Genomic DNA, 15,902 nt, shown 5'->3' on the forward strand with positions numbered 1-15,902 from the left:
AATAACCCTCAGGTGTCGCTGGATCGGCTTCGCCTGCGATGATCCGGAACAGGTGCCCGTGAAACCTCATTTTTCCGCGTTCTCGGCCTATGGCCGGTTTCGCTTCTGGCTTTCCATTGTCCTGGGAGGCTGTGCGACGATGGCGCCGGCGGCAGCTTTCGCCCAAACCGCCGAACAGGCCGGCGCGATCCGTTCCATTCTGGTGGAAGGAAACCAGAGGATCGAAGCGCGCACGATCCAGTCCTATTTGCTGTTCAGCCCGGGCGATCCGTTTGACTCGGGCAAGATCGACCTTTCGCTGAAAACCCTGTTTGCGACCGGGCTCTTCTCGGACATTGCCATCGACCGCAGCGGCGACGATGTCGTGGTCCGCGTGGTCGAGAACCCCATGGTCAACCGGGTGATCTTCGAAGGCAACAAGGCGCTCAAGGAGGACAAGCTCAAGGAAGAAATCCAGCTCGCGCCGCGCAGTTCGCTCACGTCCGCCCGCGTGATGCAGGACGTGAACCGGATGATGGAAATGTACCGGCGAGCGGGGCGCTTCTCCGCCAAGATCACGCCTCAGTACAAGCCTCTGCCGCAAAACCGCGTGGACGTGATTTTCGTGATCGAGGAGGGCCCCACGACCGGCGTGCGTTCGGTCTCCTTTCTTGGAAACAATGTCTTCTCGGACGCCCGCCTTCGCAGCGAGATCGTCACCAAGCAGTCGCGGCTGTGGAACTTTTTCAGCTCAAATGACAATTACGATTCTTCACGCCTTGAATATGATCGCGAAGTCCTGCGCAAACTGTACCAGGACAACGGCTATTATGATTTCCGGGTCATCTCGGCGGTTGCGGAAATGACGCCCGACGAGAAGGACTTCTTCATCACCTTTTCGATCGAGGAGGGGGAACAGTACTCGTTCGGCGACATCAAGGTCGAAACGTCGCTTTCTAAGCTCGATGCCGGGATGCTGACCAACCTGACCCCCGTCCATTCCGGACAGCTCTACCGAGGGCAGGCCATTGAGCAGACAATCGACGCGTTGACTTACGCAGCAGGCGTTGCCGGATATGCCTTTGTCGACATTCGTCCGATTGTTGTTGCGGATCCCGAGACACGCAAGATCGACATCACGTTCGTCGTCGACGAAGGGCCGCGCGTTTATATCAACCGGATCAACATCATCGGAAACACCGCGACGCTAGACCGTGTCATCCGCCGCGAGATGCGGGTTTCGGAAGGCAACGCCTTCAACCGCGTGCTGATCGACCGGTCACGCAACCGGATCAGGGCGCTCGGCTTCTTCAAGGACGTCACGATCGAGGAAACACCGACAGCGGACGGCGAGCGGACCGACATCAATGTCAAGGTCGAGGAACAATCAACCGGCGAACTGGCCTTTTCGGCTGGATACTCGTCGTCCGAGAACCTTCAGTTCGATGTGTCGATGACACAAGCCAATCTGCTGGGCACCGGGCGATCCGCGTCCTTGAGGCTTGCGACCAGCTCACTGCAGCAAACCGCGACCCTGAACTTCACCGAGCCACGATTCCTCGACCGGTCCCTGTCGGCCGGCATCCAGTCCTGGCTTACCCGTTCTGACTATACGGACTATTCCAGCTATGAAGCGGTTTCGTACGGCATAGGCGCGAGCATGGGGTTTCCGCTTACCGACCGCACACAACTGGGCCTTCGTTACCGGCTGCAATACGACAATGTGGACTACGCCGACCGCAACATAATCATCGATCGCGACGGTAACCTTGTCGCATCGAGTGTACGCGACGCTGACGGCGTTGCCCGCGCGCCGCAGGCCTCCGACATCACCAGCAACGACCAGCTGCTCGTGGACGTTTGCGATGTGCGCTACCTGTTCCGCGATTCCACCTGTAGCAGCGAAGCCGACGCGCTCTCCTCCGTTGTTGGATATTACTTGAATTGGGACGGACGCAATGATCCGATCGAGCCGACGCGCGGCATGGAATTCCAGTTCTCCCAGGAAGTGGCGGGACTGGGCGGCGATGTCCAGACGTTCAAGTCCGAAGCCAGCGCCGCGACCTATTACGGGCTGACCAAATCCTTACGCGCGTCGCTGCGTCTTTCGGCAGGCTTCATCGAACCGTGGGGCGATGACAACACCGTGCGGATCAACAACCGGTTCTTCCGAGGCGGTTCCAGCTTCCGCGGTTTCGATGTGGCCGGTCTTGGCCCCCGTCAGGTCGTCCGGATGTACGACCCGGACACGGGCGAAGAGGTCTCTCTAACGCGCGGGAGCGCGCTGGGCGGCAACGCGTATTACCAAGCCACCGCAGAACTGACGGTCCCGAATTTCCTGCCCGAGGAATATGGGATCAAAAGTGCGCTGTTCATCGACGCGGGCGGTCTTGGCAGCCTGTACGATCAGGATGTGACGGATCCGGTCGAGTACACGGACTCGTCGACGGGATATGACGCCATTCAATACACGGAGACGGATCCTTCACTGCGTGCGTCCGCCGGTATCAGCTTCATGTGGGATTCGCCATTCGGCCCATTGCGGTTCGACTTTGCCCACATCCTGAAAAGCGAAGATTACGACCGCACGCAATCCTTCCGGTTCTCGACTTCGACGAGGTTCTGATTCCTCCCCGCTTGGGCGGCCTCGGGCGCGCGACTGGAAGCAGGCCTGCCGGCTAGATTATCCAGGCTGCATGGCGCGCTGTGTACGTCCGTACGCTGCTGATGTTTCAGGTTCGACGGGTTGTGAAGATGAAAGGGAGGGCGTGAGACCGGTCGAAGGCAGGCATCAAGGTTCGCCGTACTTTGTCACCACGTTGACCCCCATGGTCCTCAACAGTTCCGAAGGCAGGACCCCACCGGCGCAGATGATCACGGCATCGTTCAGGATGTCGATCTGACCGCTTGTAGTCTTGAGCTTGGCCCGATCGGGCAGGATCGCCGTAATCTCGGAACCCAGATGCGTCGATAGCCGCCCACTGGCCGCGAGCGTTGCCACGCGATCACGGTTTTTTCGCCTCGCGCGTTGGAAAGCCTCGCCGCGATAGGACAGATGAATAAGCGCCGAAGTTTCTTCGGCGATGGTTGCAGCAGCTTCGAGCGCGCTGTCGCCGCCGCCAACGACAAGCACCCGTTTGCCGTCGAACTGTGCGGGGTCATCCAGGCGGTAGACGACTTTCGGCATGTCTTCGCCGGGAATGTCCAGCTTGCGGGGCGTTCCGCGCCGTCCGATGGCAAGAAGCACCGAGCGTGCCTTGCGCCGGCCGGCCGTCGTGATGACTTCCAGACCGCCGTCGAACGGTATGACACCTTCAAGCCGAACGCCGTTTTCGATGTTCAAGCCAGTCTGCTGGATGGCGCCCTGCCAGAACTCCAGAAGTCTCTCTTTCGAGATCTCGGTGAATTTCATCGGTCCGATGAGGGGCAGCACGGCTGGCTTGGTCATCACAACCTTGCCGCGTGGAAAGTGGGCGATCATGCCGCCGGTGCTTTCCTGTTCGATCGTTTCGAATCTGAGGCCGAGAGACTTTGCAGCAAGGCTTGCTGCAAGTCCGGCGGGGCCGGCACCGACGATAATGAGATCCAGCAGGTCTCCCTGTGCCTTGCCGCGCAATTTGTGAATAGAGTCTACAGCCTGTTGGCCCTGCGATATCGCGTTGCGGATGAGGCCCATGCCGCCAAGTTCACCTGCAATGAACAAGCCTGGCACGCTCGTCTGGAAATCCGGCGATACGACGGGCAGCTCGATGCCGCGCGTCCGGGTTCCGAACACGAGCGTGATGGCGTTGGTCGGGCATGCCGCCGCGCATGCGCCGTGGCCGATACAGGCGGATGGGTCGATGAGCTGCGCCTTGCCATTTATCACGCCGATCACATCGCCTTCGGGGCAGGCTGCAACGCAGGCCGCTGAACCGCAACACAGGGCAAGTTCGATGTGCGGATGCAAGGAAGGCGGTTCGATCAATCCGGCCTCCTTGGCTTCAGCGAAGACTGCCGCCGCGCGCCGCGAAGCCTTTGTGCGAAAATAAGCATACAGACCGGCGCCGACAGCGAACGGCGCCAGGTACACCAGAAGCATCAAGTAGAGGTCCATCCGGCTAGCTTTCCATGCCGCACCGTTTCAGTTGGCGGTGTTGTCCAGAGGGGAATTTGCTGCCTCGTCCAGGATCGACATGGCGACACTATCATTCGAAAAGAACGCCTTGGCGCGCGCCAGCGCATCTTTCGCCTCGGCCTCCTGACCGAGCACCCGCCGTGCACGGATCAGGCGCACCCAGCCGTCACGATCCGAGGGGGCCTCTCGAAGTCTTTGGTCAAGGCGCGAGACCATGGCCTCGATCATCGCCTCGCGTTCTTCCGGCGACATCTGGCTGGCGGCCGACACGTCTTGGGGTGTTGGCCCGGCAGTGGAGGCCGTAGAGATTTCAGGCAGCCGGCCCGCTACGTCAATTCCGGAATCTGCGGATAGTTCCAGAATCCGGGTGCGGACGTCATTCTGCCAGTCCGCGCCGTCTTCCGCACTGTTCACAAGGGCAATCCAGTCGTCCAGCGCGCCTTTCGCATCGCCATCCTGCTCCTTGCGCAGCCCGAGAAGGAAGCGTGCGCGCGGATCATTCGGGTCCAGCTCCACCGCCCGCTTCAGGTTGGCGAGGGCGGTGTCATTTACGAATCCACCTGCAACACGAATCTGTGCCTCGCCAAGTGCCGATAACGTTTGCGCATCGTCGGGCGCAAGATCGATTGCTTTCTGGTAGGCCTGCCGCGCGCCTTCCACATCACCGGTTCTGAACCGCGACCAACCGAGCATGCGCCAGCCTTCAACATCGTCGGGTGATGTTTCGAGGCGCGCCTCGAGCCGCAAGATCATTTCATCGACCGATCCAACTCCGTTCTGCGTGCCGCCCGGTCCTGAACCGCCTTCTGGTGGAATCTCTGCCGAGATGATCGTGCGACGCGTGGCTGAAGGAATGCCAGGGTCGCCAACGATTGAATAGATGAGCGCTGATCCGATGGCGATGGACGCGGCAAACGCGACAAGTGTGATCTGATCTGAACGGCGCAAAGTGCTTGTTTCCTTGATGTCTTGAACTTGTTCGGTTGCCGCAAGCCGCCGCTTGATTTCCAACCGCGCCAGCTTGGCATCGTCCGGTGGCAACAGGCCCAGAGACTCTTCCCGGTCGATCTCTTTCAGTTGAGCGAGGTACACGGTTGATTCCGAACCGGACCGGCGCCGCGGCGGCATCACGAATGGCCACGCGGCGGCGCCTGCCGTGACCAGAATGAGTAAAGTCAGGATGATCCAGAGCGGGTTCACGATCCGGCCTCATCTGGGAGGTGGCGGCTTAGACGAAGCCTTTCGTCAGCGGTCAGATCTTCGGGAAGGCCCGGCGTCTGGGCGCGTGGTCTGAGATAGACGAACCAGCCCGCGCCTGCCAAAAGCAGAAACAAGCCGGGGCCGAGCCAGAGCAGCAGTGTATCGAGCTGAAATGGCGGCTTCATCAGCACGAAGTTGCCGTAACGCGTTGTCATGAACGCACGAACCTGCTCGGGCGTGTCGCCGGCAGCGAGGCGCTCGCGAACAAGCTGTCGCATGTCGGCGGCGAGCGGCGCGGCCGAGTCTTCGATGGATTGGTTCTGGCAAACCACACAGCGAAGCGACTTTCCAACTTCGCGCGCTTCCGCTTCAAGTTCCGCGCTGTACTCTGGCACAGCGCGCTCCTGAGCAGATGCCGTCAAGGTTTGAGCAGCCAACAGGAGCGCGAACAGCATGAAGACGGGCCTCATTGCGGTTCCTCCTCGAGCGACCGGGCCAGCGGTGCGAGCGTTTCCTCCCAGATTTCCTCGGTGATCGGACCAATCTGCTTGTAGCGAACCCGTCCCGCCTTATCGACGAGAAAGGTCTCCGGTGCGCCCGTCACGCCCAGATCGATTGCAAGACGGCTATCGGCGTCGAGTCCAACGCTGGCGTAGGGGTTCCCGTAACGGTTAAGCCAGGCTGCGCCTTCGCGCGGCGTGTCGCGCCAGTCAACGCCGTGAATAGTCACCAGGTTCTGGCGACTGAGTTCCATCAGCATCGGGTGCTCAGCCACGCAGCTGACACACCAGGAACCGAACACGTTCACCAGCGTGACATGACCTCTCAACTGGTCCGATGTAAGATTCGGGATATCGTCCGTAAGCTGCTGGAGTTGGAATTCCGGCATGGGCCGGTCGACCATCATTGTAGGAAGCGTATGAGGGTCGCGGGTCAGGCCGACAGCAAAAAAGCCTATAATGACGGCGAGCGCGCCGACGGGGATCAACGCAAACCAGCGCGGCAACTGTCTTTGCGTGGAGATTGGGGCATCACTCATGCGGCTGCGGTGCCTCCAGGAATGGCCGGCGCAGCCTTTGATGGCTTGTGCAAGCCGGCAACGCGGAAGCGCCGGTCTGTCAGGGAAATCATGCCGCCGCCGGCGATCGTAAAGCCGCCGATCCAGATCCACATGGCGAAGGGATGCCGGTTGACGCGCACGGTGTAACCGCCGGCTGGCCCGGCGTCACTGTAGACAACATACAGGTTCGCCAGAACGCCGGGACGGATGCCCGCTTCCGTCGTGAAGCTCTGACGCTCGGGATAGAAACGTCGCTCGGATTCGATCTGGCCCTCGGCCTTGCCGGATTCGAATACATCGAAAGTCAGACGCTCCGCCTCATAGTTGGCGCCACGGGTGATGTCCGTTGAAGCAAGTCTGAATTCGTAGCGGCCGAGGGTTGTGCTTTCGCCGACCCGCAGGACAGCGACGTTCTCGGTCTCCCAGGCCGACATGGCGGTGATGCCGACCATCGCAATTGCAAAACCCAGATGAGCGCCGAGGAATCCCCAGGTTGCGCGCGGAAAAGCCCTCGCCATTGTCGCCGATTGCTTGAATGGAACCTTGCCCAGCCGCGTGCGCTTCACGAACCAGACGACGAGCCCGATGGCGATCAGAGCCGCGAAGCCGAAGCCCAAACCGGCAGGAACGCTCTTGCCAACAATCGTTACCAGCAACCCGAAGGCGGCGGCGGTGATGGCTGGCATCTGCAGAGGCTTTGCGGCGACCTTCGCAACATCGGAGCGCCATCGCAGGAACGGTCCAAGCGCCATCAGTCCTCCGACGCACAGCATGATAGGTCCAAACGCCATGTTGAAATACGGCGGACCGACTGAAATCTTGTCATGCGTCAATGCATCGATGAGCAGCGGATAGAACGTGCCCAGAAAGACAATTGCGGTTGCACACAGGAGCAAGAGATTGTTGGCGAGAATGCCGCCTTCACGGCTGACGCCGGCAAACGGTGGGCCGTTCTGGACCGTTCGTGCCCGGATGGCATAGAGTGCCAATGCGCCGCCTGATGCGCCGAGAATCATGAACAGGATGAAAACGCCGCGCGAAGGGTCGACCGCAAATGCGTGCACGCTCGTCAGGACACCCGAGCGGACCAGGAAAGTTCCGATGAGGCTCAGCGTGAATGTGAGAATGGACAGCAGAAGTGTCCAGTTCACCAGCGCATGCCGCCGCTCGACAACCAGCGCCGAGTGCAGCAAGGCTGTGCCGATCAGCCAGGGCATGAAGGACGCATTTTCGACCGGGTCCCAGAACCACCAGCCGCCCCAGCCGAGTTCGTAATAGGCCCACAGGCTGCCGGCGGTAATGCCGATGGTAAGAAAACACCAGGACGCCAGAACCCAAGGCCGGACCCATCGCGCCCACGCCGCGTCAACACGGCCTTCGATGAGCGCTGCGACCGAGAACGAGTACGCGATCGAGAAGCCGACATAACCGAGATACAGCATCGGCGGGTGGAAGGCGAGACCGGGGTCTTGTAGTAAGGGGTTGAATCCGTTGCCTTCTTCGGGCGCAAAGGGAAGTCGCGCAAACGGGTTCGACGTGAAGATGATGAAGGCCAGAAACGCCACACCGATCATTCCCTGGACCGCCAATGTCCGCGCTTTGAATGTATCCGGAAGGTTGTTGCCAAAGGCAGCGACGGCCGCGCCGAACAACGCGAGAACGAGAACCCACAGCAGCATCGATCCCTCGTGTTGTCCCCATGCGGACGAAATTTTGTAGAACAGGGGTTGAAGGGTGTAGGAGTTGGCGGCGACGACTTCGACAGAGAAATCAGACCGCACGAAAGCAAGGATCAGACAGCCGAAGGAAATCAGAAGCAGTGCGAGTTGGGTAATGGCGGCGCTGCTTGCGACCGACATCAGTCGCGCGTTTCTGACATACGCGCCCCACATGGGGAGAACGGATTGAGCGACCGATGTAATCAGCGCGAGTATCAGGCAGTACAGTCCGATTTCAGCAATCATGCTGCCGCTCCAGTTTCAGTCATTGTGTGTCGACTGATACCGATAGGGGCTCGTTCGGAGTTCGCCATAGTGAAATAAGCTTCATTAAGCACAGGGTAATTGCGGTGCATTCAAGTGCTTGCCAAGACAGATTCTGGAGTCGCAATAGCGCAGTCGTTTGCGCAACAACAGCTAGCCTGAAAGAGAATTCAGCTTCGATGGTTACTCGCGAATTTTCCATGGATGAAAGCGCGCGCCGTTCGGCGATGCAAATGCTTCGCAAGCGCAAGGTCGAGTGGGTTTCGCTTGCCATTGGAGTGATGATAACGGCTGCTTTGCTGGTTGGCTGGAAGCTTCGTGACGTGCTTCCGTACACGGCAGAGAGAGGCACCGGATATTGGCTCGGCATCGCAGGGCTATCCTGCGTTGGCGTTTTGCTCCTGTATCCATTGAGGAAACGGATCGGCATTCTTCGTGTGTTCGGATCAGTTCCGGCCTGGTTCCGGCTGCATATGGTGATGGGCGCCATCGCGCCCGTGCTCATCCTGTATCACTCGAGATTCGAGGTCGGGTCGATCAATGCGATGGTTGCGCTGGTGTGTATGCTGATCGTGGCGGCCAGCGGTGTCATCGGTCGGTTTCTCTATATCCGCATCTATCGGGGGGTTGCAGGAAAGAAAGAGGAGGCGCGCCGCCTGCTTTCCGAGGCATCTTCGTTTCGCGAAATGCTTGATGCGAATTTCACCGATGCTGCGGAAATCGCAGAAGATCTTGAGGCGTCCCTGAAACATAAGCGTAGTGGGCTATTTGTAGCGATCTGGCTTGCTGTTCGTGATTCCGGACGGGTGGCAAAAGCGCAAAATCAAATGATTTCCGGCGTCAAGAAGGGCTCGCGCCGTGTCGCGTCCAATGGCGCCGAAAAGCGGCGGGTGCGCAAACGTTCGATCCAACTCGTTCGGCAGTATTGCGAATCCTTGCGTTCGGCGGCGCAGCTGGAAGTTTTCGAGCGACTGTTTTCGTTGTGGCATGTGGTGCACCTGCCGCTGTTTTATCTGATGCTGTTCGCGGCCGCGGTTCATGTTCTCGCCGTTCATCTATATTAAACGGCGTTCAGCTTTCTGGGCGCTGGCTGTTGTGTTTGCGTTGTTTGGACTTCAGTCCGCGACGTCACAATCCGCGATCGAACGACTGGTGTCCCCGGGCAAGCTGTCCACGGCTCACCTTGAGCAGGAGAAGGAATGCTCGCTGTGTCACGAGTCGTTCAACAAGAAGGCCCAGTCCAACCTTTGCATGGATTGCCACACCGAGATCGGTGCCGACATCAAGACAAGCGCGGGGTTTCATGGAAAATGGCCGGAGGTGAAAGGCGCTGAATGCAAGTCCTGCCACACCGAGCATATCGGGCGCGGCGCCGACATCATGGGGCTGCAGGCCGCCACGTTCGATCACAATTTTACGGACTATCCGCTGGTCGGCGGACACAAGAAGGCGGACTGTACAGGTTGCCACAAGACGGGCGTGGCCTTTGCGAAGGCTCCGACAACCTGCGCTTCCTGCCACAAGAAAGACGAACCGCATCTGGGACGGCTGGGCACGGCATGCGCCGACTGCCACGCCGTCTCGGACTGGAAATCGATCCGGTTTGATCACGAAACAACCGATTTTGCGCTGCTCGGAAAGCATAAGACCGCGACCTGCACGGCCTGCCACAAGAACGAGGTTTGGGCGGGGTTGAAGACGGAATGCATCGATTGCCACAAGTCCGATGATGTCCACAAAGGCGCGTTCGGTGCGGACTGCGCGTCTTGCCACGACGCGTTCAGCTGGACCCAGACCCGGTTCAATCACGACACGACCGGGTTCAGGCTCGTCGGCAAACATGCAAGCGCCGAATGTGCAGCATGCCACGGTGCGGGAAAGCCGGATCCGGCCCCGAAGGATTGTATTTCCTGTCACCGGATTGACGATGTGCACAAGGGCAAGAATGGCGCAGCCTGTGCGGACTGTCACACACCCAAGAGCTGGAAGGCCGTGACGTTTGACCATGCGCGGACCGGGTTCGCCTTGGCCGGCGCCCACAAGACGACCGCCTGTTCCAGCTGCCATCTCAAGCCGGCCGCTGAATGGAAGCCGCCGCGTGCCTGTATCGGTTGCCACAAGTCTGACGACACCCACAAAGGTCTGCTGGGTCCGCAATGCGAAACATGTCACCTGGAGACGTCCTGGACGCGTGTCACGTTCGATCACGACATGGATGCGGGATTCGCCTTGAGCGGGGCGCACTCGGCCACCCAATGCGCGGCCTGCCACAAGAAGCCGACAGCTGAAGCGTCTCCACCCGTATCCTGTGCGGGCTGTCATCGTGAGGAAGATCCGCACAAAGGCCAGCTCGGGGACGGCTGCGGCCAGTGCCACAATGACCAAAGCTGGGCCAAAGGCGTTCGGTTCAATCACGAATTCACGGCGTTTCCTCTGCTGGGCGCGCATGCGGGCGCCGAGTGTGCGGATTGCCACAAGACCAAGGCTTATCTGGACGCATCGACCGCTTGCGTTAGCTGTCATGAGGACAAGGATGTCCACAAGGGCCGGCTCGGCGCCGACTGTGCGCAATGTCACAATCCGTCCGATTGGAAGCGCTGGTCGTTCGACCACGGACGGCAAACGTCGTTCGCTCTGACCGGCAAGCATACCGATCTCGCCTGCGCGGCGTGTCACACCTCACAGAATGCCAAAAGCCTCAAGATTTCCGACCGTTGTGTCAGCTGCCATGCTTCGGACGACAAGCACCGGGGCGCGTTCGGAACAAGTTGTGAGCGCTGCCACAATACGGAAGCGTTCTGGGCGGTCGACATAGGCCGGTAAATTCCGCGGCAACCATTCCAATCTGAAAGACTGCCCGCAATGGCGCCAACGCCTTGCTTGAAATTCATTAGTTTTTTGAGAGGTGATGAAGTCGGTCTGACGCCAATGTGAAAAATTGTTCAGCACAAGGAATTGTTATTGGCTTCGCTGCGAATTGACGCAAACGTGATCTGACAAGGGTGCTGGAAAGATTCCGATTTATACATCGCTGGGAGGCGGTGGTCCGATGATCGACAGCTTCCGGCTTCAGGCTTTGCGGAAACCCGCAGCATGACAAGGGTCGTTTCCGCATTCCGATCAGCTTGTTTGGCGATCTTGACGTTTCTGTTTGTGGTCGCGCCCATCGCTGCGGCTGCCCCTGCCGATCCGGCGCCCACATTTGATCACTTGTCGACCGGCTTTGCGTTGGAAGGGCGCCACCGCACCCTCACGTGCGAATCCTGTCACACACGCGGTGAGTTCGCGTCGCTGCCGAACCAGTGCGCGGCCTGTCACGATGGCGTGCGCGCACCCGGAAAGTCGATGACGCACGTCCAGACGTCTGGCGAATGCGAGCAGTGCCACAACACGGCTTCCTGGACGAATGTCCGGTTTGACCACTCGGTTGTCAGCGGCACGTGCGCCTCATGCCACAATGGAACATCAGCGACCGGGAAGCCGGCCGGTCACATTCTAACGCAGGCAGCTTGCGAAGATTGCCATGTCACTTCGACATGGTCGTCTGCCCGGTTTGACCACTCCACCGTGACTGGAAGCTGCGCGTCTTGCCACAATGGATCCACGGCGACGGGCAAGCCGGCGACGCATATCGCGACGTCGGCTGCGTGCGACAGCTGCCATGTCACCACATCCTGGACCAGTGTCCGTTTCGATCATGCCAGCGTGTCAGGCTCTTGCGCATCTTGCCACAACGGAACAGCAGCGACCGGCAAACCTGCGACTCACATTCCGAGTGCCTCGACCTGCGAGGACTGCCACACCACGACAAGCTGGGCGAACGCGCGCTTCGACCACGGGTCCGTCACGGGTTCGTGCGCCTCGTGTCACAACGGGTCGTCGGCGACAGGCAAGCCTGCCAGTCACATCGCGACCACGGCGGGTTGCGATAGCTGCCACGTTACGACGTCCTGGACGAACGTTCGGTTTGACCATGCGGCCGTCACCGGTTCGTGTGCGACGTGCCACAACGGAACCAAAGCCACCGGCAAGCCGCCCGGCCACATTACCACCTCAGCGGGTTGCGACAGCTGCCACGTCACGACGTCCTGGACGAATGTGCGGTTCGATCATGCTGCGGTCACTGGTTCGTGCGCATCATGCCACAACGGAACGGCCGCGACGGGCAAGCCCGCGGGTCACATTGCAACATCGTCCGGCTGCGACAGCTGCCACGTTACGACCTCCTGGACGAATGTCAGGTTCGATCACTCGGCCGTAACCGGTTCTTGCGCCTCCTGCCACAATGGCACCACCGCGACGGGTAAACCGCCCACCCATATCCCGTCGACGACAACCTGCGATGACTGCCACCTGATCACCTCCTGGACCAATGTGCGGGTGGATCACAATGCGGTCACAGGCACCTGCAGCTCCTGCCACAACGGGAGCCTCGCCGCTGGCAAACCGGCATTCCACATCACGACAAGTTCTCAGTGCAGCGATTGCCACTCCACGCTCGCCTGGATACCGGCAACCTTCGACCATCAGAGCGTTACCGGCTCCTGTTCGACCTGCCACAACGGTACACAGGCGACCGGGAAGCCCGCCGCACACTTCCAGACGACGGTCCAGTGTGACGAGTGCCACAATACGACCAACTGGACGACGATCCGGTTCGTACACAACAGTGCGGGGTATCCGGGGGATCACCGCGCGAAACTGGATTGCGCCGCTTGCCACAAGACAAATGCGCAGCAGGTGCCGTGGCCAAGTCCCGCCTACGCGCCCGATTGTGCGGCTTGCCACGCAAACGACTTCCGTCCGAACAAACACGAAAAGGCTGGGGGGGGCTTCTACACCGTGTCCGAACTGCGGGACTGCTCAGGTGCCTGCCACAAGTCGTCCGAGCACCGCGTGAACAGCAGTAGCTGGGATTGAGCCTACCGACCCCGAGGGAAACATTCATGTCTGAATCGAAATCACGCGTGTTGGCGAGCCGGCTGGCGGTTGCGTCTACATTGGCGCTTGGAAGCGCTGGAATTCTCCAGACCGCAGACGCGCAGATCGTGCAGGATCGATTTCTGTCGCGGGTTCAGGCCAGCGATCAGGGAAGTTGTTCGGTTGTCACGGTCGAGTTCAACGTTCCGGTTCAGTACCAGTCGCATTTCCCGGAGACCGGCGGCCGCGATCTGCGCATTGCGGTGCAACCTTTGAACTACCTTCGACTGCGCGGCAGCCGGGAGACGGCCTCTGAAAGTGTGCGTCCTCCGGGCAGCAAGATCGCCGGAATCCAGCAGGTTACGTACGATGTCGGCGACACAGCGGGTCCGACCCTGACGTTGCAGTTCGACCACGACGTCAACTGGACCGTCGAGGCAGACAACGACGTTTCCAGGATCATCATCCACGTGGCCAATGCTGGTTCGGCGGGCTGCCTTGAGGATGGCAGCGCCGCGACGGGCACGGGCTCGGCGGCGCTTGCTGATGCGGTCTTGTCTGTCACCCAGACCTTGCCTGATGCCGTTGATCCGAATGGCAACTATTCCATCAACCTGGCCTCGACGCGCGGCGACAAACTTGACCCGTCCGCCGTCAAGCCTGTCGATGACTTCAGGAACCATGTGGGATACGCCTATGTGGCCGAGGAGAACGGCGCGACCTGGTCGAGGCTGAGGCTGGGCACTTTCGCAACGCGTACCGATGCGGAAGCCGTACTGGCTCAAGTTCTGCCTTCTTACCCGGACGCCTGGATTGTCCGCATAGACCGCAAGGAGCGCGACTTCGTCTATCGCGCATGGGCGGCCGCAAAAGGTATTTCCGTAGACGGAGGAGCGGGTGCCGTGCCGACCGCCCCCATAGATCCTGTTGCGGAGACGGCGCTTGAGGAAGCCCGAGCGAAATTTGCGGCGGGGGATTTTCCTGAAACGGTCAGGCTGGCAGGTATCGTTCTCGGCATGCCCGAGAGCGCCGCATCGCCAGCTGCTCAGGAATTGCTGGGACTTGCCCGCGAAAAGGCTGGCCAGCTTGCCCACGCAAAGGCCGAGTATGAAACTTTCCTGCAGCGCTATCCCAACGACCCAGCCGCCGAGCGCGTGCGGCAGAGATTGTCAGTACTTGTGACGGGAGAAGAGGCGCCATCGGGTTTTGCGGACACGGGCGAAGACGGCGAAGGCCGCAAGTCCAACATTCGAGCCGGTGCCACGGGCAGCCTCTCGGTGCTCTATCAGCGCGACGAGTCGGGCTATCGCTATCAGGATACGCCCACGGTTGGGGGCTCGGAGGTCAACCCGGATCCGGTTGAAACGAACCAGGTCAACCTCAACGAAATGCTCTACGGCGTGGACCTGAACCTTTCTCTGGGGACGGACCGAAACGAGGCGCTCTTCCGCTTTTCGGGCCTATACCGCGACGACTTGAATACCGTCGATCCGCGTGACGAAACCTCGATCAGTTCGCTGTATCTGGATATTTCAGACCGGCAATGGAACTCGTCGCTTCGCCTCGGCCGGCAGACCCGGAACACGGGCGGCGTGTTCGGTCGATTTGATGGTGCCTATGCCGGCGCGCAGGTGACCGACCGCTTGAAGATCAACGGTGTTGCGGGCTTTCCGGTTCAGTCCTCGCGTGACATCAAGGTCAATTCCGACCGGGTTTTTGCCGGCGCGAGCATCGACTATGCCGTTGTACCGGATGCCCTCGACGCCACCGCCTACTACCTGAACCAGACCTATGGCGATTTGCAGGACCGCGAGGCGGCGGGCCTTGAGTTCCGCTACTTCAAGGGCGACCGCACCGCGTATGGTATCGTCGATTACGACGTCAGCTATGCCCAGATGAATCTTGTCCTTCTAAACGCGACTCAGAAGTTCAAGGATGAATCCAGCGTAACGGTCGCGCTCGACTATCGGCGCTCACCATTCCTGACGACCCAGAACGCCATCTTTGGCCAGCTTGTCAGCGATCCAAACGATCTGCTTGGAACTTACACCGAAGATGAAATCTATCAGTTGGCAGAAGATCGCACCGCCTATTCACGATCTGCCTTTGTGAGCTACGCGCGGCCGCTGTCCAAGCATGTGCAGCTGAACCTTGACGTTGTTGCATCCAATGTCTCCGGAACCAAGGCCTCCGGCGGCGTGGAGGCCCAACAGGCGACCGGCACCGAAGTCTATTACTCGGCCCAACTCGTCGGTTCGGATCTTTTCAAGCCGGGCGCGATTGCCATCTTCGGACTTCGCTACGCGGAGCTCGATACAGCGACGCAGATGTCCTACCAGTTCAATGGCCGGTATCCTTTGACCAAAAACTTACGTCTCAGCCCGCGTCTTCGAATCGACGACCGCCAGTCGGCCGACGGAACGTCGTCCAGAACGTCCGGGCGCGGGTCATTGGCTGCGACCTGGACGCCCATCCGGATGCTGCAATTCGAAGCGGAGTTGGGCGGCGTTTTCTCGGATGGTCAGAATACATTCGGAACCAATCAGGAGCGTGGATATTTCCTGTCATTGGGCATTCGGAAGGACTTTTGATCTCTTGTTTAAAATATTTCGCATATCCAGAGGTGTCTGAGTTCCAGATTTTA

The 15,902-nt window shown here is 59.8% G+C and carries 9 protein-coding genes; 4 read left to right on the forward strand and 5 right to left on the reverse strand.

Annotation, left to right across the window (positions count from 1 at the left end; translation table 11 throughout):
- The first annotated feature begins 58 nt into the window (after positions 1-58).
- A complete protein-coding gene (gene bamA, locus GC148_RS04850; protein WP_291069191.1) occupies positions 59-2,605 on the forward strand; it encodes an outer membrane protein assembly factor BamA in 2,547 nt (848 codons plus the stop codon).
- A gap of 165 nt (positions 2,606-2,770) precedes the next feature.
- On the opposite strand, the gene GC148_RS04855 is transcribed toward bamA, so the two are convergent.
- The 5 genes from GC148_RS04855 to GC148_RS04875 are packed head-to-tail and all read right to left on the reverse strand — an operon-like array spanning position 2,771 to position 8,320.
- The gene (locus GC148_RS04855) at positions 2,771-4,075 is read right to left on the reverse strand and encodes an NAD(P)-binding domain-containing protein (protein WP_291069193.1); all 1,305 of its coding nucleotides are present in this window, start codon (positions 4,073-4,075) and stop codon (positions 2,771-2,773) included.
- A 27-nt stretch (positions 4,076-4,102) separates the two neighbouring features.
- Positions 4,103-5,296, reverse strand: coding sequence for a c-type cytochrome biogenesis protein CcmI (gene ccmI, locus GC148_RS04860; protein ID WP_291069195.1), 1,194 nt, complete (start codon positions 5,294-5,296; stop codon positions 4,103-4,105).
- Positions 5,293-5,751: a cytochrome c-type biogenesis protein gene (locus GC148_RS04865; RefSeq protein ID WP_291069197.1), complete on the reverse strand. Its 459-nt coding sequence runs from the start codon at positions 5,749-5,751 to the stop codon at positions 5,293-5,295. The genes ccmI and GC148_RS04865 overlap by 4 nt, the downstream gene beginning before the upstream one ends.
- 11 nt (positions 5,752-5,762) lie before the next feature.
- Positions 5,763-6,335, reverse strand: coding sequence for a DsbE family thiol:disulfide interchange protein (locus GC148_RS04870; protein WP_291069199.1), 573 nt, complete (start codon positions 6,333-6,335; stop codon positions 5,763-5,765).
- Positions 6,332-8,320, reverse strand: a complete 1,989-nt coding sequence (locus tag GC148_RS04875) for a heme lyase CcmF/NrfE family subunit (protein WP_291069200.1) — start codon at positions 8,318-8,320, stop codon at positions 6,332-6,334. The genes GC148_RS04870 and GC148_RS04875 overlap by 4 nt, the downstream gene beginning before the upstream one ends.
- A 218-nt stretch (positions 8,321-8,538) precedes the next feature.
- Between GC148_RS04875 and GC148_RS04880 the strand changes: the two genes are divergently transcribed.
- From GC148_RS04880 to GC148_RS04890, 3 genes are all read left to right on the forward strand, one after another.
- Positions 8,539-9,402: a hypothetical protein gene (locus GC148_RS04880; RefSeq protein ID WP_291069202.1), complete on the forward strand. Its 864-nt coding sequence runs from the start codon at positions 8,539-8,541 to the stop codon at positions 9,400-9,402.
- On the forward strand, positions 9,377-11,161 hold the full coding sequence (locus GC148_RS04885; RefSeq protein WP_291069204.1) for a cytochrome c3 family protein: 1,785 nt from the start codon (positions 9,377-9,379) through the stop codon (positions 11,159-11,161). Before GC148_RS04880 ends, GC148_RS04885 begins: the two co-directional genes overlap by 26 nt.
- Positions 11,162-13,308: 2,147 nt before the next feature.
- Positions 13,309-15,849, forward strand: coding sequence for an SPOR domain-containing protein (locus GC148_RS04890; RefSeq protein ID WP_291069206.1), 2,541 nt, complete (start codon positions 13,309-13,311; stop codon positions 15,847-15,849).
- Positions 15,850-15,902: the final 53 nt, after the last annotated feature.

Origin of the sequence: Hyphomonas sp., assembly GCF_016125515.1 — a bacterium.
Lineage (GTDB): Bacteria > Pseudomonadota > Alphaproteobacteria > Caulobacterales > Hyphomonadaceae > Hyphomonas.